Below are 24,923 nucleotides of genomic sequence, written 5' to 3'. Positions count from 1 at the left end.
GGGGCAGCCAAGGCCAAACGGGGGAGGGCCCAGCATGGACACGATCCGAGAGATTTTCTTTCTGCCACCCATGGCCGTTGCTCGCCTGGGACCGGGTGAAACACCGCTGGAAAGCTATGAGTGGCAGCAGGACATAGACGCCCATGGCAACAACAAGACGGTCATCCGCTCGAACATAACCCTGCGCGAAGCCGAAGATGGCAGCGTTTCGGCCTATCTTCCCGACCCCGATATGATCCGCTTTCGCGACGAAGGCGGCGCGCTGCGCCCGGTTGCTCCGTTCTTTGAACTGTGGGCGCGGATGCATGACGCCGAGACGGGCGAGGAATATGAGACGCCGTTGACGCTGGATCTGCTCGACGATCAGGGGCTGTCGCTGCAGAATGTGCGTTATTCGGTCACCGTCGGAAATACTAAGGCCGAGCGTCGGACCGGGGATGCGGCCTGCGGATTTCGCGCTCGGGTCGAGATTGCGGGGCAGGATTTCGCCCCGAAACCCCTGCTGGCTTTTAGCCCCTACACCTCGGAACAGCAGCCGATGGTCTACGAGCACAACCCGATCCCGTTGGGCTCGATCCGCGTGATGCATCCGGTGCAGGGTCATGACGAACCGGTCGAAGGGGAGTTCGTAGACCGCAGTATCCTGCGCCTGCGCTTTATGCCTCCGAAGGGCGAAGTCTATGGCCCGCCCGATGCCGCCTACGGCCCGGCAACCTTGGCCGTGCCGGGATACCAGAACGACCCACCGAAATCAGTATATGGTCGTATCCACGAAATCGTGCCCGAACAGAACCGTATCCTGAACCCCGACACCCCTTGGTCGAAATGGATCATGATGTCCGGCACCTCGGACGATCCCGAGCCGCATGACAGCTATGATGGCGCCCGCGTCGGCAATGACCAGTCCTGGGGTGTGGCCGATGACACCAGCGATGGTGTAATTGAGGCGACGCTGGCCGTACGCGGCGAGCGTCTGACCGCGCGCGCGACGATCATGACCGGCCCGCCTGATTTTGCGCCTGATGCGCGGCCCTTCTACAGTCTTGAGGACGATCTGGCCGATCGCGATCTGTCGCTGATTTCGGTCACAGAAGACAACTACACACAGGCCAAGGACGAGGTGGTTGATATCTTCCGCCGTGCCTTCGAGACTAACAGCCTGATCAACCTCGACGATATCCGGGCGCAAGGTCTGAAGGATAATGCCAAACTGCAGGCGAAAACCGGGATGCTGGCGACGCCCGGCCTGCCGTCAACTGATGCGAAATCCATGACGGAGGAGGATGCAAGGCCGCCGGACAAGATCGACGAACTGATCCGGCCGCAGCCGATCTCAGTTTTCTCGAACTCCGTGCCCAATGACCGGCTGCCCTATACGGTGGCGACGAAGTTTGTGCATGAGCAACTGATCGACGAGGCGAATCTGCTGGATTTCCTGCGCCGTCGCCCGGATTTCGTTAAAACGCTGCTGCGCCCGCCCTATGGCATCCTGACCGAGCTTGAGGCTGACCCGAACCCCGATCAGGCCCCGAACCCGGAGTTCCGCGATCCCCGGATCATCCGCGACTCGATGCATGACGCGCGGATGCCGCCTTATATGCGTGATTCCAACTATTACCCGCTGTCGCTGTCGCGCAGGCAGTATCATCTGGTGATCTCGTTCATCGAATATCTGGTTGCACAGGAATCGGAGGCTCAGAATGTCTGATCAACCCGGCCAAATCCGAGTCAAACCCCGCAACCTGACCGCCCGCGCGGCCTATAAGGTACCGGGCAACCCTGACAACACGCGACTGGATGGATCGGTGGGCAATTGCTTTCCCGGTCTGGAAATGGATGTACGCAACCTTGATCGGCGCTTTTTCCCCGGTCTGGTGTTCAACGCCGCGCGCGTGCCGCTGAACCCCGTGCCCGAGGCGCCGAAGAATTCACAGGGCTTCCATCTGGTCTTTGTCGATTATTTCTACGACCCGATGCTGCCTGACAACAGCCCCGAAGAATGGGTGCAGACCTTGCTGGAGGCCTACAGCGGCGACGTGGGCGCAAAGCTCAGCCAAGGGCGCTGGTTCCTGTCATGGGTCGAACAAAGCGGCAAGCGCATCACTTTCAAGGAGGAAGACGGCACGCCCTATGACGGGCTGATGATCTGGCGGTTTATCCGCAGTCTGGAACATGGCGATGACAAACCGGTCAGTATTGCTCTGGAGCGGCGCAATCACGAAGGCATCGTGGATACTGAGCAGGTGGTCCTGCACGGATTTCGGCGCCAGTATAGAACCGAGGCGGGGGTCTTCAGCGAAGCCTATGACCCCGGTGAATTGACGCAGAGCCTGTGCAATCCGTGGTCCCATGACTTCCGCGATTGCGGCTGCCACTACTGGCCCTCAAACCACCCCGATGTGGTGATGGCCGAGGTAGCACATGACGACCGGCTGCCATCGGGCCAGTCGAAGAACCCGATCGAAGCCGAAACCTATCTGGATTGGCTGCGCTCGGACAAATCTCCATCCGGCAATGTTGCGGCGCTGAATACGGTGGAACAGAACCGCCCCTATCAGATCGACCACTATCAGGTAAATCAGATGTGGAGCGAGCTGCCCATCGTCGTCGAAGGCCGCGAAACGGGCGAGGTTTATGAGGTTGATCCCGAAATGCCGGGTGTTTGTCCCTACGAGACGCCTGAGGACATGATCAATGACCTCAAGACCCGTTTGGCCGCGATGGAGATGACGCTGAGCCTGCAATATCTCTATGCCTATTTCTCGTTGGCGGATCCCGAAACGGCGGACACCCAGAAATGGCCGACGCTGAAGGACGACCTGATCTTTGCTCGGCGTTCGGTGCTGGAGGTCGCGATTGGCGAGATGACCCATATGCGCTGGGCGAACCAACTGCTGTGGGAGCTTGAGCCAGAAGGGTATGAACCGATCCTGACCCCGTCTGAAACCCTGCCAGCCGGCAAGGGCAAGACGCAGCCGCGCGCGCTGCGTCCTTTGACGGCTGAGGCGCTTGCGGATTTCATCGAGATCGAGCGCCCCGGCGGCTTTATCGACCGCGCTTATGCGCAATGTGTTGCAACGCTGGAGCAGGAGGACTTATTCCCCGAACGCCGCCTCTATGCGCTGGCGGTGCGGATCGACACCGACGGGGACGAGCATTTCCTGCGCTTTAGCCAGATGAAGGATGTTCTGGCCAAGTACGATACCGGCGAAGGTACTCCTGCTTACTTGCGCCCGATTAAGGTCGGGACCGAAGAGCAGGCCAAAACAGCGTTGGAACTCTACGCTAAGGTCAAGGATGGGTTGGCCAATGCCTATACGCTTGAAGCGGATGGCAAATTCGAAGAGTCCCAGACCTTTATCCAGCAGGTGCGCGATGACATGAAGCTGTTCCGGGTCGAAGGCGAAGCGCTGGCCGCCAAAGGCATCGGCATTCCCTTCTGGACGGAGGGCAAGGCGTGATCCCACCCGCCGCGCAGGTGCATTTCTTCGAAACAGGGCATGGAGATCACATGCTCGTCGTCGATGGCTCGCGCGTCTTCGACGTCCCCGAGGGCACGGCGGGCCGGTTCGTGGTGATGAGCCAGCCTGACCAAAGTGATTTTATCAGGTCCATGGGGTTGGATGGCACGCCGTTCATCGACGATACACCGCCACTAGACATGCCCGCGCGTTCGCTGTCGCTGGCCGTGGCGCAGAAATGCAATCTGGCCTGCACCTATTGCTATGCGGCGGGTGGCGAATTTGGCGGCCCCGCGCGGAATATGGAGTGGGAGGTCGCCAAAGCCTCGGTCGATCGGCTGGTGGCCGAGTCCGAACCCGGTGTGCGGATCAACCTCGCCTATTTGGGTGGAGAACCTCTGATCAACCGCGATCTGGTGCAGCGTGCTACGGAATATGCCGTCGAACAGGCGCAGGCCAACGGGTTGAGTGTCGGTTTTTCGATCACCACCAATGGGACCTTGCTACGCCCAGAAGACGCGGCGTTCTTTGAGGCACATGGATTTGCTATCACCATCAGTCTGGATGGCGTGGGCAAGGCTCATGACAAACTGCGCCCAAATCGAGGAGGGCGGGGCAGTTTTGACACGATCCTGAAACGGGTCGAACCCCTTCTGGCCGCACAGCACCGGATGCAGGTCGGTGCCCGGGTGACGGTCACGCCGCAGAATTTGAACCTGCCAGAGACGCTGGAGCAGTTCGTGGGGATGGGTTTCCACTCCATCGGGTTCTCGCCGATGCTGACCTCGCCCAATGGTCAACATGAGCTGGATCGCAATGATCTGGACGAGATGCTGACTCAGATGATCCGTTGCGGTGAAGTGTTCGAGGCTGCGGTAATCGAAGGGAGGCGCTATCCGTTCTCGAATATGGCAGCGGCGATGCAGGAAATTCATCGCGGCACGCACCGCCCCTATGCTTGCGGGGCAGGGGGCGGATATTTCGGCGTGTCCGCCGATGGCGGCCTGTTTGCCTGCCATCGCTTTGTCGAGGACGAAGCCGGAGCTATGGGCGATGTTTATGACGGCCCCGACTTGCGACGCGAAAACTGGTTGGCGGACCGTCACGTGCACACCCAGTCACCCTGCAATACGTGCTGGGCGCGGTATCTATGTGGCGGTGGGTGTCATCACGAGGTCATCCACCGCGGACGCCCTGCCTGCGACTACATTCGCGGCTGGCTGCATTATTGCCTTCAGGCCTATGTCCGCTTGTCCGAAGCGAGGCCCGATTATTTTGGCGTGCCTACGCAGGCGGCCTCTGCCTGATAGGATGGTCATCAAGACTGAAATCTGCGTAATCGGTGGCGGCCCAGCAGGCAGTGCGGCGGCGCTGAGGTTAGCTCAACTGGGTCGCCGCGTCTGCCTGATCGAAAGACAAACTTTTCCGCGCCAGCATGTCGGAGAATCTCTGCCACCATCAATCTGGCCGATCCTGAACCTTCTGGGCGTCGAAGAAACCGTGGCGCAAGCCGGGTTTCTGCGCGCAAGCGGATCGATCCTGCATTGGGCCGGAACGTTCGAGCGTCGCGGTGCTGACGGCGATTACCCCGGTCTATTAGTGGATCGAGGCCAGTTTGATGCGGTACTGCTGCGGGCCGCGCGGGCGGCGGGAGTTGAGATCATCCAGCCCGCACGGGCATACCGCCCGATGCGCGATAGATCAGGCTGGGAAATACCGGTCCGCACCGATACGGAAGCATTGCAGGTTCAGGCTCGGATCCTTCTGGATGCCGCAGGCCGACAAGCCGGGCTGGGCCGCAGGTTTCGCCCGGCCTCTCAGCCTCTATTGGCGCTCTATGCTTATTGGCAGGTTCCCCCAGGCTTCGGCCCACAAGCGCGGGTCGAAGCAGGCAAGTCGCACTGGTACTGGGGTGCGCTGTTGCCGGGTGGGGTGGTCAATGCAATGGTTATTGTTGAACCCGAGAGCTGCACAGGGCTTTCACCTGCGGACCGGCGCGATCTTTACCTGAACCTGCTGGCGCAATCGACCTTGTTATCCCCATGTCTGGAACAGCGCCGGATCGGGCCAGTCCGGAGGGTGGACGCAACCAGCCGAACCGAGGTCACACCTCCGGCGCGAGATCTTCTGCGGGTCGGGGAAGCCAGTTTCTCGGTCGACGCTTTGTCATCGCAAGGGGTGCAATTGGCCATGGGGCAGGCAGTGCAGGCCGCAGCAGTGATAAACACGCTGCTGGATACGCCCGAACACAGCGAACTGGCTTTGACCTTCTACGCAGACCGCCAGTTTGAGCGTGTACAGACCCACGCCGCGCTGTCGGCGGATTTCTATGCGAGGCAGCATGCGGTCAGTCCTTCGCCGTTCTGGGCCGAGCGGGCACATCCGTTGGACTGGCTCAAATCGCCTCGAACCGACCCTAACCCAGAGAAGTTGCGCAATGATTTGCCCCTGACCCTGTCGTCGAAAACACGGCTGATTACGTCTGGGGTTCAGGTCGCCGCGCATATTGAGCCGGGACTTGTTTTGAAGCACCCAAATCTGCAGCGGCCTGTCGCAAATCTCGAGGGTGCTTCGCTTGGCCTTCTGTTGCAGCGCTTACATTGGCCACAAAACGCGAGCAAGATCGTTACATGTTGGTCAGATATACTCGATGCCGAACGAGCGGCTCGCATTCTGGACTGGCTTTGGCACCATCGCATACTGATCCCGGCAACTGATCGGGCTTAATCACGGTTCCCTCTGCCATCCGAATGGCATAAGCTTCGCCGCAACGCCAACCGCCAAGTAACAAGAGGTCGCATGTCGCGTTTTGATGGGTATTTCCTGCGGCAATTGCTGGTGCTGTTTGGCTTTTTCACACTGGTCCTTGTCGGTGTCTTCTGGATCACACGTTCGGTCAGTCTGTTTGACCGCGTGATCAGCGGCGGCCAGTCTGCAATGGTGTTTCTGGAATTCACCGCGCTAACCCTACCGACACTGATCCGGACGGTTATGCCGATGGCGGTGTTTGCTGCCGCTGTTTACGCGACCAACCGCTTGAGCCGGGAAAGTGAGATGACGGTGATGCTGGCGACCGGATCGAGCCCTTGGCGTCTGGCGCGCGCGGTTTTGATGTTCGGGCTGAGCGCTGGGTTGATAATGGCGGTCATCAGTGTGTTTCTTCGGCCTGCATCGGTTGATCAGCTGGAAAAAAGACAGGATGAAGTCTCTGGTGATGTGACCGCTCAGCTGCTGAATGAAGGCGAATTCCTGCACCCGGCAGACGGTGTAACAATTTACATTGGCAGCATCGATCTGGACGGTACGCTGCGCGAGGTCTTTGTTTCGGACCGGCGAGAAGCGATAAATCCCGTCAGCTATTCCAGCACCACAGCTTATCTGGTCAACCAGACCTCAGGCATTCATCTGGTTATGCTAGACGGGGTTGCGCTGCGATTTGATGAGGCTGGCAACACGTTGTCATCAACGTTGTTCGAAGATGCATCCTACGACATTTCAGAGCTGACACTGAACTCGGAAATGGGCCACCGGAGCCTTGAGGCGATACCTACGATCGAGCTGATCTGGGATCGGGAAGCTGTTGCCGTGAAAGATGACCACAGCGTCGGGCATCTGGTTGATGAACTGCATCAGCGATTCTCATGGATCGCCATTTGTATTGCGGTTGCCTTGGTCGGCTATTCGGCGCTCATGCTCGGCAGTTTTTCGCGTTTTGGCTTGTGGCCCCAGATACTCGGAGCCTTCACGATTCTCGTATTGTTGGAAGGCGTAAGGGGGTTTGTTTCACCTGTTGTGATCGGAGATCCACGTTTGTGGATTTTGCTTTACCTTCCGGCGATACTGGGCGTCACATTGTCAGGCTTGTTCCTGACTATTGCCGGACGCCCCTTGTTCCGTAAATCATCCGGCAACGGCGCCATTTCCTCTGTATGATACTTGGCGTTTGTCGCGTCGAATTCTTTTGCGTTGTTGATCGGTCTGTCTAATCTAGGCGCGAAAGCAGCCACAGGAGCGCGCCATGCTGGACAAAACCCACAAACCCACCTGGACCAGTTTTGAAGAGGCAACGAAGGCCGATTGGGATGCGGTCATGGAGTATGAAGAGGCCTATAACGCGGCTCTGCCAGATCGTATTCTCGATGCCATCCGATCGCTAGACGAAGACTGGACGCCTTATCCGGTGAATCGTTACCAACACAGCCTGCAAGCCGCGACACGCGCTTATGAGGATGGTGCCGATGAAGAGTTGGTTGTAGCAGCTTTGATCCATGACACGGGTGATATCCTGTCGCCTTATAATCACGGTGAGTTATCAGCTGCGATGATGAAGCCATATGTAAGCGAGAGAACCCATTGGATCCTCAAGCACCACTGTGTGTTCCAGGGATATTATTATAATCACCATCTCGGTGGTGACCGGAATGCGCGCGACAAGTATCGCGACAGCCCGTATTGGGAGGACTGCCGATATTTCTGCCACGAATACGATCAGAAAGCGTTTGACCCTGATTATCCAACAAAGCCGCTGGAGTTCTTTGAACCCATGCTACGCCGCGTCTTAAACAAGGGCGAGGGGCATATGGAGTTGAACGAGACGTCTGAAGGTTAACAGGCGGCCATCAGTCGATAGACGATCTGAGCGGCGGTAAAGTCCCAGGCGGCATTGCCGTCTGGGGCCAACTCGACCACATCGAAGCCCACACATTTCCGGCCCTTCAGGGCGTGCTCGACCAGGTGCAGCGCCTGATAGTATCCCAGCCCTCCGGGTACGGGCGTGCCGGTCGCAGGCATTTGTGATGGATCCAGCCCGTCCACGTCAAAGCTGACATAAATCAGTTCGGGAAAATCCTCGGGCAGGTCGACCGAATGGATATTACCAGTCACCAATTCTTCGGCGTCCACATGGAAAACGCGGTTCTTCAGACGGCTCTGCGCTTCTTCGGTCGAGAAGGCACGAACGCCGAATTGCGCCAGCCGGATGCCTTCTTCGGCCAAAAGGTGCATGACCGAGGCGTGGGAGTGCTTTTCCCCCTGATACGCGTTGCGCAGATCGGCATGGGCGTCGACCTGGACGATGCCGATGGGTTTGTTGAGCGCACGGGCGACACCCATCACTGCGCCAAAACTGAGCGAATGTTCTCCACCTAAGGTCACGGGCACTTTGCCCGCACGGATGGCAGCTTCGGTGCGTTGGGCGAGGCGTTCCATTATGTCAGGTAGGGCGGCGTCGCAATCGATGGGTTTTTCGGTGAAAATGCCGTCTACGCAAGGTTCTGCGTGGCCGGTGATGCGCTCCAACTCGTTGCTGGCCTCAATGATCGCCTCAGGCCCTTTTGCGGTGCCGGATCCGTAAGAGACCGTGCGCTCCAGAGGCACCGGGATCACGCGGAAGCGGGCGTCCTCGGTGCGCTCGGATGTGGTCAGTTCACTATCAAGAAAAATGCTCATGAAAGGCGGTCCTTAAAGTCGTCAAAGCCGAACTGTTTGATTATTTTCAGTTCGTCTGTTTCGCTGTTCCATAAGGCGATGGTGGGCAGGGGAACACCGTTGAAGGTGTTGGTCTTGACCATCGAGTAATGCGCCTGATCGAGGAAAGCAAAGCGCTGGCCGATCTCCAGAGGCTGATCCCAAGTGTAATCGCCAATCACGTCACCCGCGAGGCAGGACGGACCGCCCAGACGGTAGGTATGGCCTGACGCGGCCTCGTCCATCAGGGCGGGGCGATACGGCGCTTCGATCACGTCGGGCATGTGGCAGGTGGCCGAAATATCGGTGATTGCGAGGTTCATGCCATTTGTTGGTAGGTCGAGGATTTCTCCGATCAGAATGCCCGCGTCCAACGCCACCGCCTCCCCGGGTTCGAGATAGACGTCGACGTTGTGTTTTGCGCGGATGGCTTTGATGAAGGCCACCAGCCCGTCGCGGTCATAGTCATCGCGGGTGATATGATGGCCGCCGCCGAAGTTCAGCCACTTGAGCTGGTCCATGAAGGGGGCGAATTTGGGTTCCACAGCGTCCCAAGTTCGTTGCAGGGGCTCGAACCCCTGTTCGCAAAGTGTGTGCATGTGCAACCCATCGACGCCGGTCAGGGCGTCTGCGGTCAGTTGGCTGACAGGCGTGCCGAGACGTGAGCAAGGCGCACAGGGGTCGTATTTGGGGATCTCACCCTCGGAGTGCTCGGGGTTGATACGCAGGCCAACCTGTACGCCTGCTGCCTGGGCTTTGAAGAGGAAGCGATCCTTCTGAGCCGGAGAGTTAAAGATGATATGGTCGGACAGAGTGAGAATTTCATCTATGTCTGCGTCTTTGTACCCGGCGCAGAAGGTCGCGACCTCGCCGCCATATTCTTCACGACCCAAACGTGCCTCATAGATACCGCTCGCGCAGGTGCCGCCGAGGTATTGGCGGACCAATGGGGCGAGCGAGAACATTGAGAAGGCTTTGAGCGCGCTCAGGACATGCGCGCCTGAGTGGTTGCCGATCTCGGCGAGCATGCTCAGATTCCGCTCGACGGCTATTTCGTCGACCACAAAGCACGGCGTGGGAACCCGGCTGAGATCGAATTTGCGGAAGGCTCCGGCGTCGCCGGCCTGCGTGGTCATCATGTCGGACATAACCGGCGTCTCCGTTGGGTAGACAGGCCGGGGGCTCTGCCCCCGTACCCCTGGGATATTTTTGGCCAGATGAAGCAGGACGGTCGCTCAGACCGATCCTGAGGGATCAGAACTCGACCGGGCCGTCGAGCTCGTGGACCTGCCACGGCAGGCCGTGTTCGTTCAGCATGTCCATGAAGTTGTCCGGGTCGAGCTGTTCCATGTTCCAGACGCCGGGCTGCACCCAGTTGCCTTTCAGCACTTGTGCGGCACCGATCATCGCGGGTACGCCGGTGGTGTAGCTGACGGCTTGGCTGCCGACCTCGGCATAGCATTCCTCGTGGTCGCAGATGTTGTAGATGTAATAGGTTTTCTCACCCGAGCCGTCTTTGGCCTGGCCTGTGGCGATGTCCCCGATGCAGGCTTTGCCTTTGGTTTCAGCACCCAGGTCACCGGGATCAGGCAGCAGAGTTTTCAGGAACTGGATCGGGATGATTTCCTTGCCGTCATGCATCACCGGATCAATGCGGGTCATGCCGACATTCTCCAGCACTTTGGCGTGGGTAATGTAGGCATCGCCGAAGGTCATCCAGAAGCGGGCGCGTTCGATTTCGGGGAAGTGGGTCGAGAGTGATTCCAGTTCCTCGTGATACATCAGGTACATGTTCTTGGGGCCGATGGCAGGAAAGTCGAACTCGACCTTATGGGTCATGGCGGGGGAATGTTTCCATTCGCCGTTCTCCCAGTGACGTACTTCGGCCAGCACTTCGCGCAGGTTGATTTCGGGGTTGAAGTTAGTGGCGAATTCCTGATCGTTCGAGCCGCCATTAGCGTCCAGCACATCGATCTGACGAATGGTGTCCAGCTTATGTTTCTTCAGCCAAGTGGCGAATACGCTGGTCACGCCCGGATCGAAGCCAGAGCCGAGGATCGCTGTCAGACCGGCCTCTTTGAACTTATCCTGATAGGCCCACTGCCAGTGGTATTCGAACTTGGCCTCATCCTCGGGCTCATAATTTGCGGTGTCGAGATAATGGATGCCCGCCTCAAGGCACGCGTCCATAAGCACCAGATCCTGATAGGGCAGGGCGAGGTTTACAAGGATTTCGGCACCGGTTCTCTTGATCAGCTTGACCGTGTCTTCGACCTTGTAGGCGTCCAGCTCGGCGGTTTTGATGTCCACGCCCACACGTTCTTTCACCGCCTTGGCGATGGCGTCGCATTTCGATTTTGTGCGGCTGGCCAGGGTGATTTCGGTAAAAATGTCCGAATTCATCGCCATCTTGTGCACTGCGGCGTGAGATACGCCGCCCGCGCCGACAACCAGTGTTTTTCCACTCAAAGAACCCATGGGGTCGTCTCCTCTCAAGGGGTTATTCGTAATAGGTGTAGCCGTTGATCGAGTCGCGATAGGCGCTCATCAGGGTTTTGCGGTCCTTGGCTTTCAGAGTACCGGTCGAGATCGCCTCGTCCACCATTTTGCGGAAGGCGGCGACGCAATCCTGTGGGTCGAATTCCACGTAAGACAGGACCTGGCTGATCGTGTCGCCCTCTTGTTCGTGCAGCAGATCAAAGCCTCCGTCAGCACGCAGATCGATGGTGACGACGTTGGTATCGCCGAATAAGTTGTGCAGATCGCCCAAGGTTTCCTGATAAGCGCCAACGAAGAAGACACCCATGAAGTACTCATCATCTTCGGGCAGGGAATGCACCGGCAAACTGGGTGAGACACCGTCGGCCAGAATGAACCGGTCGATCTTGCCGTCGCTGTCGCAGGTGATGTCTGACAGAACGGCGCGGCGATCAGGCGTTTGGTTCAGGCCTTGTAGCGGGACGATGGGGTGAAGCTGATCGATGGCCCAAACGTCAGGAAGGGATTGGAACAGTGAAAAGTTGCAGTGGTAGATATCGGCCACTTTCTCTAATTGGTCGTCCACATCCGACTCCAGATCATCATTTGCAGCCAGAGACTTGAGGCGTGCCATAAGCGACAGGTAGATCCGTTCAGCACGGGCCATCTGGCGCAGGTCGACATAGCCTCGCCGGAAGAGCGCGCGCAGCTCGTTGCGGTAGAAGGTGGCGTCGTTCCAGCATTCCTGCAGCCGATCGCTGCTTAGATAGCCATGAACTGCAGCGAGATCCGAGACCATATGATGATCATCAGCTTCGACTTCGGGACCGGTCGGGGCGTCGTAAAGCGTACTCTCCAGAACATTAAAGACCAGCATCGAAGATGTGGCCACGACTGCCCGCCCGCTTTCAGTGATAAGCGTAGGATGATCGATTTCAGCTTCGTCCATGGCATAGGCCACAGTTTCGACCACGTTTGCGCAGTATTCTTCAACCGTGTAATTGATTGAATTCTCTGCGGCTTTCTTTTCGCCGGTATAGTCCACACCCATACCGCCGCCCAGGTCCAAATGAGTGAGCGGTACGCCTTCGCGCATGAGTTCGGTATAGTAGCGACACGCCTCGCCTACAGCGCGGCGCACGTCGTTGACGTCCTGTACCTGTGAGCCCAGATGTGAGTGCTGCAGCTTCAGGCAATGCAGCAGGCCGGCGTCGCGCAGTTTATCCACTGTGGCAACCAATTGGTCAGTGTTCATCCCAAAGGCGGATCGGTCGCCCGAACTTTCTTCCCATTTACCGCTGATCTGATTGGTCAGCTTGACCCGTACGCCGATCAAGGGCTCGATGCCAAGCTCGTTATAGACCTGGATAACCGTGTCCGCCTCTTTTGGGCTTTCCAGAACTATGACCGTATTGAAACCGATCTTGCGGCTGAGGATCGCAAGCTGGATGAACTCGGCGTCCTTGACGCCATTGCAGACAATTAACGCTTCAGAGGCCAAGCGGTGGGCTAGCGCGACGACCAGTTCGGGTTTGGAACCGGCCTCAAGCCCATAGTTGTATTTCTTGCCGAACTCGACGATACGATCGACGACCTGAGCCTGCTGGTTCACCTTGATCGGGAAAACGCCTCGATATTGGCCTTTGTAGTCCACGCGCTTGATTGCGTCGCGGAAACTTTCATTCAAATGCGCGATCTCATGTTCCAGATAAGACGCCACACGTAGCACCATCGGCGCCTTGATGCCCCGATCATCCAAGTCACTTAGGATACCCGGTAGGCTAATCGCAGTGGCATCAGGAACCATCGGATTACGTAGACCGATCTCGCCCTGATCCGTCACCTCAATGAGGCCTTTGCCCCATTTCTCAACCCCGTAGATGGAATGCGGTGCGATGGGCGGTTGTTTCAATCAGGTTTATCCTTGGAATCAGGGTGCAGGTTTCGCGCCTGCCAATACGGTAGCGGTTCGATTCGTCCAAGCATAAACTGCGAATCGGAATCTCGCTGCGTATTAATCGGTTGTTTGGATTGGGATCAAATGGTTATCCCATTGGCAATCCTGCCGAGACGAGATTTTGGCGTGCGCGGCATTCAGAGACCCAAAGGCACCGGTACCGGTGGTGAATACCAAATCTTCTGCGCCAGCGCCTAATCCGCAGACGTCCTCAAGCGTGTAGGCATTCATTAAAGCACCGCTCGTCACATCGAAGCGATGTAGCGCGTTGCCTCTGGGGCAGGTAATTGCAACTGAATGTCCATTGGTGGAAAACGCGATGCTACCGGCATACCCTTGCAACACGCTTTGCTGTGTTTCAGGGGCGGAAAGCAGGCGAGGGTTTTCGCCAAGTTTGTGCAAGCCCAACAAGGGTGGGTGCTTGGTCTGATTGCCCTGCCATTGCATCGCGAAACCCACAAGACCATCGCCACGCACAGCAAGATGACGGATTGAGTTTTTGTGCTGCGCGCCGGTTAGCTCCACTTTTGCCAATGCCGAACCCGATAGGTGGACATAGGCGAGATTGGGTAACATTGTAGGCAAGTTAAGCTTTGTTCGGCCGGTATCGGGGTGGGTTTCGATACCGCCATTGGCAATAACAAGCATGTCAACGCCGGGCATAAGCCTTATGTCGTGGGGACCAACGCCGCCCGAGGCGAACTCTCCGAGCCGAACAAAGCTGTTGGCGTCCCAAACGCCTATGACGCCTTCTGCGGCTTCATATTTGTTCTCGGTCGTGAAGAACCGCGTGCCATCGGCCGAGAATGTGCCGTGCCCGTAGAAGTGGCGGCCCTTTGGGGCTGTCAGTCGTTTGATGACATCACCACTATTGCAATCGATCACAATGGCGAACGTGCCCGGACGGCGTGCGAAGGCGACGGCTTGCGCCTTGGACGGATGGGCAGCCGCAGCATGGCCTCGTGATGGCAGAGGGATCGAGAACAAGATGGCGCCTGCGTTGTCCAGCCCGGAAAGCCGATAGCTGCCATCGGGGAATAGCCCGGCGGCAAGATAAACAGGCGCGCCCACTGATGACCAGCCGGATGCGGGCGTCAGGCTGGCAGCGGCGAGACCTGTAAGGAAATTGCGCCGGTTGGTCAAAGCTCAGTCTCCGTCCAGTGAGTTGAACCCAGCACTGATGCCGAGCGTTGGACCAAGCTCGGTTGAGGCGATCTCGCGAATCTTGTGGATCGATTGTTGCAATGCTTCGACCCGGATGCGGCCCTGTGGTGTGTCGACCTTGGCAAAGGCGGGGTCATCCAGCGACTGAGCCCGATCTATTGCCTGTGCAAAGGCTGTATCAAGATCAGCTGCGATTTCGGGGTGGTCGAAGGACAGGCGGGCGGCCATATCGCGTAGCGCGATCATTGATAGCTCCACATGGCGCAATGATCGCTTTGACCGACGCGCTTCGGCGCGGTTTGGACGAGGACGTTCGAATGTGCCCAAGGGGCGACCGAGCCGTGTATCAGCGGTGAATTCGAGGCCTGTTGTCAGCGCCCGGTACAGTTCCTGCATCGCCTCATCGCCCGTGCGATAGGGGCTGTCGTCACCCGGCTGGGTTAGATTTGGTGCGAAACTCTGCCAATCGGCGTTCATTCCATCTGCATTCCGATCAATGTCGGTGGCGATAGCGCGGATCAGCGCGCAGCGATAGGCGACGTTGCCTTGTTCGGCCATGGTCGGATCGTACAGCATTCGTTCAAGCGCCAGAAAACCGCGGCCGGCAATCGACGTTTCGGCATATGCGGCGGGCGACTCGACAGCTGTGTCTTCGTCTTTGATGTGCCGGGAAAGGGTTTTTGGTGTGAAACCTTTGGTGTCGGGCCAGAAGGCCATGGCAAAGGCCCGGTCATCCGTCTCGGTCGGACCGAACCGCAAATGACTGGCTGAGATCCAGCTATCGAATGCTGCAGAATAGGCTGCGCGCAGGGTATCCGATTGTGGTTCACAATCGGCCTGCACGGTGGTGGCCAAGGTGTCAGTCGCATCCGCCAATTGCGCAAAGCGCGGCAGGATATGAGTTTCAGTCACATCCATCAGAATCGGCGCGCGATCCTGCGCATAAGCGCCGAATGGGATCAACAAAGCGGTAAATAGGGTAAGGCTTCGCATCAACTATAGGCTCTCTAGAAATTGGATCAGCGCATCACGGTCAGACTTGGGCATTGATACCACCGTGTCGCGAGCGGCTTGGGCCTCTCCGCCATGCCATAAGACAGCCTCGAGCAGAGAGCGTGCCCGACCGTCGTGCAGGTATTGGGTGTGGCCCGAGACACGTTCTGTCAATCCAATCCCCCACAGCGGCGGAGTACGCCATTCACGGCCCGTGGCGCGGGCCTCGGGGCGGTTATCGGCCAGTCCTTCGCCCATGTCGTGCAGCAGCAGGTCAGTGTAGGGCCAGATCAATTGAAAACTGTGTTCGGGTCGATCGGGCATTCGATGGGTGACATAAGCAGGTGTGTGACAGGAGGCACAGCCAGATGTGTGGAACACTTCTTTACCGCGCAATACCTGTGGATCATCAGTCTCACGCCGGGCGGGGACACCCAAATTGCGGCTGTAAAAAGCGACGAGATCCATGCCGATTTGGTCAATCTCAAACCCGCGCACATCAGTGTCACCGTGCGGGGCATCTATGCAGTTGGTCTGCAGCTCGGTGCAATCGCCGAAGGGGGCAGGGTAAAGCGGGCTAGAAATGCCGATATCACCCGCAAAGGCCGCCGATGATTGCTCCATCACCGTAGGCATTCCGGCTTTGTGGCCAAAGCGGCCCATCATCGGTTCGCCAAATTCTAACGACCACACGATGTTCGGTCGTCCCGATATCCCGTCGCCATCTTCATCATCAGGATCGGCCTGTGCCAACAGGTCCTCAACCGGGATGGATTCGAGCAATCCCAAGCCGATCATCTGTGGCGCGACTCGGGGGCTGAGCATGGCGTCGGGATGCAATGGGCCATACCCCAAGTCGGCCGCATGGTAGGTCGGGCGGCGAAGCGAAGCAATTTCACCTTCGGACATCTCGATTGGGACTTCTTCGTATGTGATGCTCAACCGATATTCTGCCGGATGGCCGGCCAGTGCGAAATCCTGCATCTGCCCGCCATAATTCGGGTCGGGCAAGGTGGCGATATAGTCCTCAATCTCGGCAGGAGCATCCTCTGGGTTGCCGGGGATTGAGACCCGTAGAAACATCGAGACGGCGTTGTCATCCGGTCCATTAGGTGTATGGCCGCGCCCATCCTTGATGTGGCACCGCTGGCACGAGCGGGCGTTATAAAGCGGGCCCAACCCATCTGAAGCCAGTGTTGAGGAGGGCGATGAGACCCAGATCTTCTTGAACAATCCATTGCCTACTTTGAAATCCAGTTCCTGTTCGAAACTGATGTTGGCGGAGGGCTGAGAAAACGCATCGGCATCGGTACGAACGCGTACAGTCGCCGCGCCAGCGGATAATTCTTCGAACCGCTGGGGTGCACTGAACTTTTCGGGTGAGGCTGTCACCGCAGCAATCCGCGCACGCTCTTCGTCTGTTCTGGGAATGAAGTTTAGATGTGGGTCCCGTAGCTCGGTCGCGAGGGAGGGGGTGGCCGACAGTGCGGCCACCGATGCCAGGGCGAGCCTACTCGCCCTCGTCCATGGTTGATGCGTTGAGTTGCGCATAGTTGGCTTCGCCAATCCTTTCATAGAGGTCGAGCTGCGTTTCGAGAAAGTCGATATGGTCCTCTTCATCGGACATCAATTTCTCAAACAGAGACATCGACACGTAGTCGCCGGCATCCCGGCAATACTCGCGCGCTTCCTTATAAAGAGCTCTTGCATCAATTTCGGCTGCCAGATCGCATTCAAGAGTTTCCTTGGGTGTCTGGCCGATCCGCAAGGGATCAAGTTTTTGCAGGTTGGGGTGACCTTCGAGAAAAATAATGCGTTCGATCAGTTTATCCGCGTGCTCCATCTCTTCGATGGATTCTTCGCGGCTTTTCTTGGCCATATGGCCAAGGCCCCAATCTTCCTGAAGCCTATAGTGCAACCAGTATTGGCTAACAGCCGTCAGTTCATGCCGCAGTGATTTGTTGAGATATTCGATAACCTTGGGATCGCCTTTCATGTGACTTCTCCTGTGATGCTCCGGACCGCAATGTCCGAAGCTGCATGGGGACTTCCAGATTATCGTCAGAACGCATTGTGTCTAGGAAAAGAGGCATGCATCCGCCGCAATCTGCTGATTTACCAAGGGCATGATAGATCTTGCCAGGGGTGATTATGGTCTGCGGGTCTGCGGTGCGCATCCAGCTGATCGCCGCGCGGATGTCGTGGTCTGAGATATTGGTACAGTGGCATACAATCATGGCGACTCAGCCTGATTTCGTTATTCTTAGTGAAATAGTAGGTTTTTTGTTTTGCGTCCAGTGTCAAGACGCCACACCCCTTTCGTAGAAAAGGCCGAGCGCAATTCCATCGCGCCCGGCCATAGCGTTTAGTGGAATACCGCGTCGGGATTGTCCAGACTGTCCGAACCTTCGAAATCGATCTGGTCAAGTTCCAGCAGGGTCACGATACGTTCGATGGTTTTGGTTTGGTCGATCAGTCCATTCACGCCACCCATAATCAGAGCTTCACCGCCTTCGTTACCGCGCTCCAGCATCTGGTCATAAGCAAAACCAGCCTCGGCGGTCGACTTGATGTTGCCCAAAGCTTTCATGGTGCTCGCGAGCTTGGCTTTCATCTCTGCATCCAAAGACGGATCGGTTGCGACAACCAGATCGGACAACGATGCACCCGATACCGGAGTGCCATCGATACGGGTGTAGCTTCCCAGATACACGTTCTGGATGCCCAGACCATCGTAATAGTGGCTGTTATGGGTGTTGTCGGCAAAGCAATCATGCTCTTCTTCGGGATCGTTCAGCATCAGGCCCAAGCGCATGCGTTCACCCGCCTGTTCACCATAGGATAGTGAGCCCATGCCGGTCAGGATCGCGCTGACACCGGCAGTCTCGTCCGAGGCAAGAGCGGCGCGCGCTTCGCCACCTTCGGCCCACTGGGCGGTTATCCATTCCAGATCGCTGATCAGCAGATCGGTTGCGGCGCTCAGATACTGGGCCCGACGATCGCAATTACCGCCAGTGCAGCCGTCACCGTCTACATAGTCGGTATAAGGACGATTTCCTGCGCCAGCGCCATGGCCATTCAGGTCCTGACCCCACAGCAGGAATTCAATGGCGTGATAGCCGGTGGCGACGTTGGCCTCGATCCCGTCAGCCTCGTGCAACGTATCCGACAAAAGAGCAGGGGTGATTTCGCTTGCGTCGATGGTTTCACCAGACAATTCAAAGCTAGGGTTGGCGATGACGTTCAGCACGGCGAACTCGTTCTCATCGCTCGGGCCTCCGTACGACGCGTCCACATAGTCGATCAGGCCTTCGTCCAAGGGCCAAGCATTCACTTTGCCTTCCCAGTCGTCGACGATAGCGTTGCCAAAGCGATAAACCTCGGTCTGCTGATAAGGCACACGCGCGGCGACCCATGCAGCGCGTGCTGCGGTCAGCGTTGCGTCCGACGGATCGGCAAGCAGCGCATTAACGGCAGTCTGCAGCGTCTTTGCCGCAATCAGGCTGTCGTCATATTTTGCTTCCGCGATGTTGGCATAGGTGCTCAGAATATCTGCTTTAGACGGGGCGTCGGCGACAGCTGCACTTGCGATGCTCAACGTAAGGGCGCTGGTCGCAGTGAATAATTTGGTCATTTGGAATTCATTCCTTCTCAACGGGTTCGGTTCCCGCACAGTAACGGGGTGGACGCGGAAATATCTGAGTTAATTAGTCAACAAAGTCAACCTGACTTTTATTGTCGGATATAAAGTCTGAATTTGCCTCCCCATATCTGGTGGGGTTGAAATGCATGTAAGCCAATTGCGCAGGAGGGTAATTAGACTAAAATATCATGAGATTTGTTTGTTTAATGGTGTTTGAGATGAAATGCGCGGCAGTACTGTTAATGCTCTTGCCAACCATACCAATGGCTCAAAAGTTGGCTGCGGTCGAAGCGCATACCCACGGTGTTGGGCGAGTGGCAATATCAATGGATAGTAATGAGTTCACCGTGATTCTTGCGGCCCCGGGCATGGATGTTGTGGGCTTTGAGCACTCAGCAGAAAACGACGAAGAACGGGCAGAAGTTGCGGCCGCGATCTCGGATCTCTCAGAACCGTTGAGGTTGTTCAATTTGCCATCAGAAGCTGGATGCGAAACCGCGTCTGCGAATGTGGCCCTTGTTGGGGTTGGTTTTGGGCAAGTGGATGACAAAACCGAAAATCACACCAGGGAACACGCCGAATTTCAAGCGGACTATGTGTTGGAATGCGAGGAAATAGATTTGGTGACGTCGATCCGGTTCACCTATTTTGAATTATTTCCCGACGCTCAGAAACTGGACGTCAGTTTGATTTCGGTCGAAGGTGCCTTCAGCTATACGGTGTATCGCGATCAGCCGGTGCTGACCCTGCAGGACTAGAGTGCGTTAGCTTTGCGTCAACGCGTTTTTCAAGGCAAAATATGATGCTTTGGGTGTTCTCTCCAACGTTTTGAAATCAACATCGACCAGTCCGAAGCGTTTTTCATACCCCAGCGCCCATTCGTAATTGTCCAGCAACGACCAGACAAAATATCCTTTGATCGGCACACCGTGATCCAAAGCCCGGCGTACTTCAGCCAGATGTTGATCCAGATAATCAATTCGGTCTTCATCCTGTTGGCGCTCAGCGCTCGCCATACCGTTTTCAGTGACATATATCGATAGATCGCCCGTGTAATCGCGTGCAGTTCGGATCAGAAATCGCGAAAGCGCCGCAGGATCAATTTCCCACCCCATCTGCGTTTTGGGCAGCGGGCCTGGAACCTCTTTTAAAGCGGGCCAGGCCGAGTCAGAGTGTGTAATTAGCTTGCGCGTATAGAAATTCAGCCCACACCAATCGACCGGACTGCCGATGGTCTCAAAATCGTCCTGCCAACCTTTGGGTAGGTGCGGTGCTAAACCCTCCAGAACATTCTCGGGGTAGGATTTGTTAAAGACCCCGCTCAAGAAGAACCGGTTGTAGATCCCGTCATATAGGGCCGCCGCAGAATGTGCTTCGGTGCTATCATCGGCAGGTTCCGACCATTCCAGATTGAACACCGCACCCAGATTGGACATGCCCAATCCACGCATAACCTCGATTGCGCGACCATGGGCAAGCAAGACATGATGCATGGCACGGGCGGTGGCGCGGATATCGCGCAGGCCGGGGGCATGTTGGCCCTCGAAATGACTGAGCCAGCTTACGCACCACGGCTCGTTGATGGATGCCACGCTGAACATGCGATCGCCGATACGGCCCATGATGATTTCTGTAAAATCAGCGAACCAATTTGCGATATCTCGGTTTCGCCAGCCGCCTAAGTCAGCAAGCGGCGAGGGGAGTTCCCAGTGATACAGCGTTGCGCAGGGTTTGATGCCACGTTCAAGTAGGGCGTCAACTAAACGATCATAGAAATCAAGGCCTTGTTGATTGGCTGGCCCGCGTCCCTCGGGCAAGATTCGAGCCCAGCTGGTCGAGAAACGATAGCAGTCGAACCCAGCGTCCTGGATCAGATCCAAATCCTGTTCATATCGATTGTAGTGGTCGCAGGCCAAATCGCCGTTTTCAGCGTTTACGACGTTTCCCGGAGTGGCCGCGAAACTGTCCCAATGGGTCTTTCCTGCGCCACCCTGAGCATGACCCTCAATCTGGTAGGCCGACGTTGCAACGCCAAACTGAAAATCGACCGGAAAATCCGAGCGTTTGTGTTTCATTTCATATCCTTTGTGGAGCTGGACCGGTTGAGCTGCCAACAACAAGCTCGGCCTCTAACAGGCGCGTTTTGGGTGGGTCGTTGGGGGCGTTGATCCGTCCAATCAGCATTTCAGCAGCCAACTCTCCGGCATGTCTGACCGAGGACCGCGTGGCGGTGAATATCGGTACATCTATGCCGTTGCGCATGTAGGACAGTTCGTCATCGTGCGCGATGACTGAAATATCCCGCCCCATCTTCAGGCCGCGATTTTCCAGAGCCCTCCGGACACCAACGGCTGAGATGATTGACGAGGCCAGAATGGCCGTCGGAGGATCGTTCAGATCCAGCATGTCGCAGGCGGCTTGATGCCCGTAAATTTCTGTCATCTCGGCGCTGCGCAACAGCTCCGGCGCAATCTCAATTCCTGAGTGTTTTAATGCTGAGACGTATCCATTCCGACGGCGCTGAGCAAAGTCCATCTCTTCCAGCCCGTTGATCAGTGCAATGCGCCGGTGGCCGAGATCAATTAAAAATTGTGTCGCCCTCTCGAATGAGCGCTGATTGTTCACGTCGATCCAGTCGTAAGGAACGTCGGCACCCGTAGAACGACCATGTACAATGAACGGCACCCCCATTTGCGACAGGACGGATATCCGCGGCTCGTTGACTTTGGGGCCTTGAAGCACGACGCCGTCCACAACCCCTCTGTTGAACAGGCTTCGATAGGAGTCTTCGACTGAGGTGTCAGGCGCGTGCGTGAACATCATATCATAGTTATTCTGTGCGTAAGTGCGCGCAGCACCTGCAACGAAATCACCAAATATCGGGTTGACCATCTCGTGCTGAGAAGAGAACGGGATCACGTGCCCAATTACCATGGATCGCCCTGTCGCCAGTCCTTTGGCGCGGCTATTTGGGCGGTATCCGTGTTTTGTAGCGGCAGCCTGAACCCGGATACGCGTTTCCTCATTCACTTCGGGATAACCGTTCAGCGCTCGGCTGACGGTTGTCTGTGAAAGACCAAGAATCTCCGAGAGTTTCTTTAGGTTCATAGTATTCAAAGCGCTTTCAAGTTGCGGTCCTATTGTTTTGTTGGGAATTTCAGGTTCCGTCAACCCGTTTTGATATTTGAGTCTAATAACTCAATATTACAGCAACTATTTGCGAGATGTTGACAGACTCGGAATGTTAGCGGATAAAGTTATCTATCCAAAGCGCTTTGAAAACGAATCTCGTTTGCGCCGTAAAGTCTGGGAGGAAAATTCATGAAACGCTCGCTTTATGCAGGTGCGGCAGTGACCGCTCTGCTGGCAGGGACCGCGTATGCCGAAGACTTGGCCTTCACACCTGGTGAAGGGCCGTTCAACTGGGATAGCTATAATGCCTGGGCTGAAAGTGCGCCTGATCTGAGCGGTCAGACCGTCACTATCGCTGGTCCTTGGTTGACGCCGGAAGATGGTTATTTCAACAACATGACCGCCTATTTCGAGGCGGCGACCGGCGCGGATGTGATCTACACTGGCTCTGACAGTTTCGAGCAGCAGATCGTTATCGATGCCGAAGCGGGTTCCGCCCCGAACATCGCCGTATTCCCTCAGCCCGGACTGGCGGCGATCATGGCCTCCAAAGGGCAACTAACGCCTTTGGGTGAAGACATGGCCAGTTGGGTTGGCGACAACTATGCGGCCGGAAATTCATGGGTTGACCTAGGCACCTATAAAGATGCCGATGGCAATGACCAGATGTACGGCTTCTTCTACAACGTGAACGTCAAGTCTCTGGTTTGGTACAACCCGGAGAACTTCGAGGATGCCGGGTACGAAGTGCCAACGACCATGGAGGAACTGAAAGCACTGACTGAACAGATCGTCGCTGACGGTGAGACACCTTGGTGCATTGGTCTAGGATCGGGTGCCGCCACGGGCTGGCCAGCGACTGACTGGGTGGAAGACATGATGCTGCGGACGCAGCCGCCTGAAGTTTATGACCAGTGGGTGACAAATGAGATACCGTTTGATGATCCACGCGTGATCGCCGCAATCGAAGAATTCGGCTGGTTTGCACGCGATGACGCGAAGGTTTCTGGTGGGGCAGGAGCCGTGGCCTCGACTGACTTCCGCGACAGTCCCAAAGGCATGTTCTCATCGCCGCCGCAATGCTACATGCACCGTCAGGCCTCGTTCGTTCCGGCCTTTTTCCCCGAAGATGTTGAGTTCGGTCTCGATGCAGACTTCTTCTACATGCCGTCTTTCGCCGACAAAGACTTGGGTAACCCGGTTCTAGGCGGTGGTACGCTGATGGCCGTCAGTAATCCCTCGGATGCGACTAGCGCGTTCATGGAGTTCCTGAAAGAGCCAATCGCGCATGAGGTGATGATGGCGCAAACAGGTTTCCTGACCCCGCATAAAGGCGTTAACACCGAAGCCTACAAGGACGATACTCTGCGTGGTCTGGGTGACATTCTGTTGGGTGCGACGACCTTCCGCTTTGATGGATCTGACCTGATGCCGGGCGCCGTGGGCGCGGGTACATTCTGGACCGGGATGGTCGACTACACCGGAGGTAAATCCGCCGAAGATGTCACCAGCGAAATCCAGTCGTCCTGGGACGCACTCAAGTAAACCACTGAACCTTTGGGCAACCTATCATTCAGGTTGCCCGGAACCCTAGCAAGGGAGAGGACGCCATGAATCCGGCAATTCAGGGCCTGCTAACAATCGTATTCGGTGTGTCGGGATGCGTGGGCTATTTCTATCTGTCCAACCAGTTCTTGGATAAGGTCCTGTTTCCTGCGCGTGGTCCTAATGCGGGGCGTAATATCAACCGCGCGAACATGATCCGGCCCTGGTTGTTCCTGCTTCCCGCGATCCTCGCGCTTGGGGTCTATCTTGCCTATCCGGTATTCGAAACACTGCGCCTTTCGCTGACCGATCGCGTAGCCGGTGGCGGATACGAATGGGCGGGTTTCGATAACTACTCCCAAATGCTCGCCGAGCCCAAATTCTGGGAGGCAATGCGCAACAACATGCTGTGGCTGATTGTTGTGCCTGCGATGTCCACTGCCTTTGGCCTGTTAGTCGCGCAGCTCACGGATCGCATTCGTTGGGGCAATGTCGCTAAGTCGCTGATCTTTATGCCGATGGCGATTTCCTTCGTGGGTGCCTCGGTGATCTGGAAATTGGTCTATGACGCGCGCCCACCCGATCAGGATCAGATCGGCGTTCTGAACGCGATCTATATCTTCTTTGGTGGAACCGAGACGCATACTTGGCTGACGCTTCCATTCTGGAACAATTTTTTCCTGATGATTGTGCTGGTCTGGATTCAAACCGGCTTTGCCATGGTCATCTTGTCTGCTGCCTTGCGCGGTATCCCGGAAGAGACCATTGAGGCCGCCATTTTGGACGGGGCCAACCCGTTTCAGATATTCTTTAAGATCAAAGTGCCACAGATCAAGACCACGATCATGGTGGTTTGGACCACCATTACAATCGTTGTGCTCAAGGTCTTTGACATCGTCTTTGCCATGACCAATGGCCAGTGGGAGACGCAGGTTCTGGCCAATTACATGTACGACAAGATGTTCCGCGCCAATGACTGGGGCGTGGGGTCGGCATCCGCCATGGTGATCATGTTGCTGGTGACACCGATCCTGATCTGGAACGTGCGCAATGCGCGCAAAGAAATGCAGTAGGAGGTTGGGGA

21 protein-coding genes are annotated in these 24,923 nt (G+C 56.6%); 9 read left to right on the top strand and 12 right to left on the bottom strand.

What is annotated here, in order from left to right; all coding sequences use genetic code 11:
* Positions 1 to 34 precede the first annotated feature (34 nt).
* The 6 genes from ACR3EJ_RS17930 (at position 35) to ACR3EJ_RS17905 (ending at position 8,070) form a co-directional block, all read left to right on the top strand.
* Positions 35 to 1,708: a hypothetical protein gene (locus ACR3EJ_RS17930; protein WP_170543127.1), complete on the top strand. Its 1,674-nt coding sequence runs from the start codon at positions 35 to 37 to the stop codon at positions 1,706 to 1,708.
* A complete protein-coding gene (locus ACR3EJ_RS17925; RefSeq protein WP_170543129.1) occupies positions 1,701 to 3,461 on the top strand; it encodes a ferritin-like domain-containing protein in 1,761 nt (586 codons plus the stop codon). The genes ACR3EJ_RS17930 and ACR3EJ_RS17925 overlap by 8 nt, the downstream gene beginning before the upstream one ends.
* Positions 3,458 to 4,768 carry a radical SAM/SPASM domain-containing protein gene (locus ACR3EJ_RS17920; protein WP_170543131.1) on the top strand — a complete coding sequence of 437 codons (1,311 nt, stop codon included), beginning with the start codon at positions 3,458 to 3,460 and terminating at the stop codon, positions 4,766 to 4,768. The genes ACR3EJ_RS17925 and ACR3EJ_RS17920 overlap by 4 nt, the downstream gene beginning before the upstream one ends.
* 4 nt (positions 4,769 to 4,772) lie before the next feature.
* Complete coding sequence (qhpG, locus tag ACR3EJ_RS17915) at positions 4,773 to 6,188, top strand: flavin-dependent monooxygenase QhpG (RefSeq protein ID WP_170543133.1); 1,416 nt, start codon at positions 4,773 to 4,775, stop codon at positions 6,186 to 6,188.
* A gap of 72 nt (positions 6,189 to 6,260) precedes the next feature.
* Positions 6,261 to 7,394, top strand: coding sequence for an LPS export ABC transporter permease LptF (gene lptF / locus ACR3EJ_RS17910; protein ID WP_170543135.1), 1,134 nt, complete (start codon positions 6,261 to 6,263; stop codon positions 7,392 to 7,394).
* Positions 7,395 to 7,479: 85 nt separating this feature from the next.
* Positions 7,480 to 8,070, top strand: a complete 591-nt coding sequence (locus ACR3EJ_RS17905) for an HD domain-containing protein (RefSeq protein ID WP_170543137.1) — start codon at positions 7,480 to 7,482, stop codon at positions 8,068 to 8,070.
* On the opposite strand, the gene speB is transcribed toward ACR3EJ_RS17905, so the two are convergent.
* The 10 genes from speB to ACR3EJ_RS17855 all read right to left on the bottom strand — a co-directional run bounded on the left by speB (position 8,067) and on the right by ACR3EJ_RS17855 (position 19,153).
* A complete protein-coding gene (gene speB / locus ACR3EJ_RS17900) occupies positions 8,067 to 8,909 on the bottom strand; it encodes an agmatinase (RefSeq protein ID WP_170543139.1) in 843 nt (280 codons plus the stop codon). The two genes, ACR3EJ_RS17905 and speB, sit on opposite strands and share 4 nt — an antisense overlap.
* Entirely contained in the window at positions 8,906 to 10,075 is a 1,170-nt protein-coding gene (gene nspC, locus ACR3EJ_RS17895; protein WP_170543141.1) for a carboxynorspermidine decarboxylase, read from the bottom strand. Before nspC ends, speB begins: the two co-directional genes overlap by 4 nt.
* A 106-nt stretch (positions 10,076 to 10,181) precedes the next feature.
* Positions 10,182 to 11,405 carry a saccharopine dehydrogenase family protein gene (locus ACR3EJ_RS17890; RefSeq protein ID WP_170543143.1) on the bottom strand — a complete coding sequence of 408 codons (1,224 nt, stop codon included), beginning with the start codon at positions 11,403 to 11,405 and terminating at the stop codon, positions 10,182 to 10,184.
* Between the two features lie 22 nt (positions 11,406 to 11,427).
* Positions 11,428 to 13,317 carry a biosynthetic arginine decarboxylase gene (gene speA / locus ACR3EJ_RS17885; protein WP_170543145.1) on the bottom strand — a complete coding sequence of 630 codons (1,890 nt, stop codon included), beginning with the start codon at positions 13,315 to 13,317 and terminating at the stop codon, positions 11,428 to 11,430.
* Between the two features lie 102 nt (positions 13,318 to 13,419).
* The gene (locus ACR3EJ_RS17880; RefSeq protein ID WP_170543147.1) at positions 13,420 to 14,505 is read right to left on the bottom strand and encodes a DUF1513 domain-containing protein; all 1,086 of its coding nucleotides are present in this window, start codon (positions 14,503 to 14,505) and stop codon (positions 13,420 to 13,422) included.
* Positions 14,506 to 14,508: 3 nt separating this feature from the next.
* Complete coding sequence (locus tag ACR3EJ_RS17875) at positions 14,509 to 15,519, bottom strand: imelysin family protein (protein WP_170543149.1); 1,011 nt, start codon at positions 15,517 to 15,519, stop codon at positions 14,509 to 14,511.
* 3 nt (positions 15,520 to 15,522) lie between these two features.
* The gene (locus ACR3EJ_RS17870; RefSeq protein ID WP_170543151.1) at positions 15,523 to 17,070 is read right to left on the bottom strand and encodes a di-heme oxidoredictase family protein; all 1,548 of its coding nucleotides are present in this window, start codon (positions 17,068 to 17,070) and stop codon (positions 15,523 to 15,525) included.
* Entirely contained in the window at positions 17,030 to 17,515 is a 486-nt protein-coding gene (gene bfr, locus ACR3EJ_RS17865) for a bacterioferritin (protein WP_010443342.1), read from the bottom strand. The genes ACR3EJ_RS17870 and bfr overlap by 41 nt, the downstream gene beginning before the upstream one ends.
* A complete protein-coding gene (locus ACR3EJ_RS17860; RefSeq protein WP_170476823.1) occupies positions 17,463 to 17,756 on the bottom strand; it encodes a (2Fe-2S)-binding protein in 294 nt (97 codons plus the stop codon). The genes bfr and ACR3EJ_RS17860 overlap by 53 nt, the downstream gene beginning before the upstream one ends.
* Before the next feature lie 128 nt (positions 17,757 to 17,884).
* Entirely contained in the window at positions 17,885 to 19,153 is a 1,269-nt protein-coding gene (locus ACR3EJ_RS17855) for an imelysin family protein (RefSeq protein WP_170543153.1), read from the bottom strand.
* A gap of 197 nt (positions 19,154 to 19,350) precedes the next feature.
* On the opposite strand from ACR3EJ_RS17855, the gene ACR3EJ_RS17850 reads away from it, so the two are divergent.
* On the top strand, positions 19,351 to 19,920 hold the full coding sequence (locus tag ACR3EJ_RS17850; RefSeq protein WP_480423204.1) for a ZrgA family zinc uptake protein: 570 nt from the start codon (positions 19,351 to 19,353) through the stop codon (positions 19,918 to 19,920).
* 6 nt (positions 19,921 to 19,926) lie between these two features.
* On the opposite strand, the gene ACR3EJ_RS17845 is transcribed toward ACR3EJ_RS17850, so the two are convergent.
* Positions 19,927 to 21,237, bottom strand: a complete 1,311-nt coding sequence (locus ACR3EJ_RS17845) for a GH1 family beta-glucosidase (protein ID WP_170543156.1) — start codon at positions 21,235 to 21,237, stop codon at positions 19,927 to 19,929.
* Between the two features lies 1 nt (position 21,238).
* Positions 21,239 to 22,270 (bottom strand): substrate-binding domain-containing protein, encoded by a 1,032-nt coding sequence (locus ACR3EJ_RS17840; RefSeq protein WP_170543158.1) that lies wholly within the window; start codon positions 22,268 to 22,270, stop codon positions 21,239 to 21,241.
* A 213-nt stretch (positions 22,271 to 22,483) separates the two neighbouring features.
* Here ACR3EJ_RS17840 and ACR3EJ_RS17835 point away from each other — a divergent pair, with 213 nt between their 5' ends.
* Together ACR3EJ_RS17835 and ACR3EJ_RS17830 are read left to right on the top strand one after the other, a co-directional pair.
* Positions 22,484 to 23,839, top strand: coding sequence for an ABC transporter substrate-binding protein (locus ACR3EJ_RS17835; RefSeq protein ID WP_170543161.1), 1,356 nt, complete (start codon positions 22,484 to 22,486; stop codon positions 23,837 to 23,839).
* Positions 23,840 to 23,904: 65 nt separating this feature from the next.
* Positions 23,905 to 24,912: a carbohydrate ABC transporter permease gene (locus tag ACR3EJ_RS17830; protein ID WP_170543163.1), complete on the top strand. Its 1,008-nt coding sequence runs from the start codon at positions 23,905 to 23,907 to the stop codon at positions 24,910 to 24,912.
* Positions 24,913 to 24,923: the final 11 nt, after the last annotated feature.

The organism is Ruegeria sp. AB11 (assembly GCF_056536325.1).
Note: the sequence above shows the minus strand (reverse complement) of the source record. Positions and strands in the feature narration are given on the sequence as shown.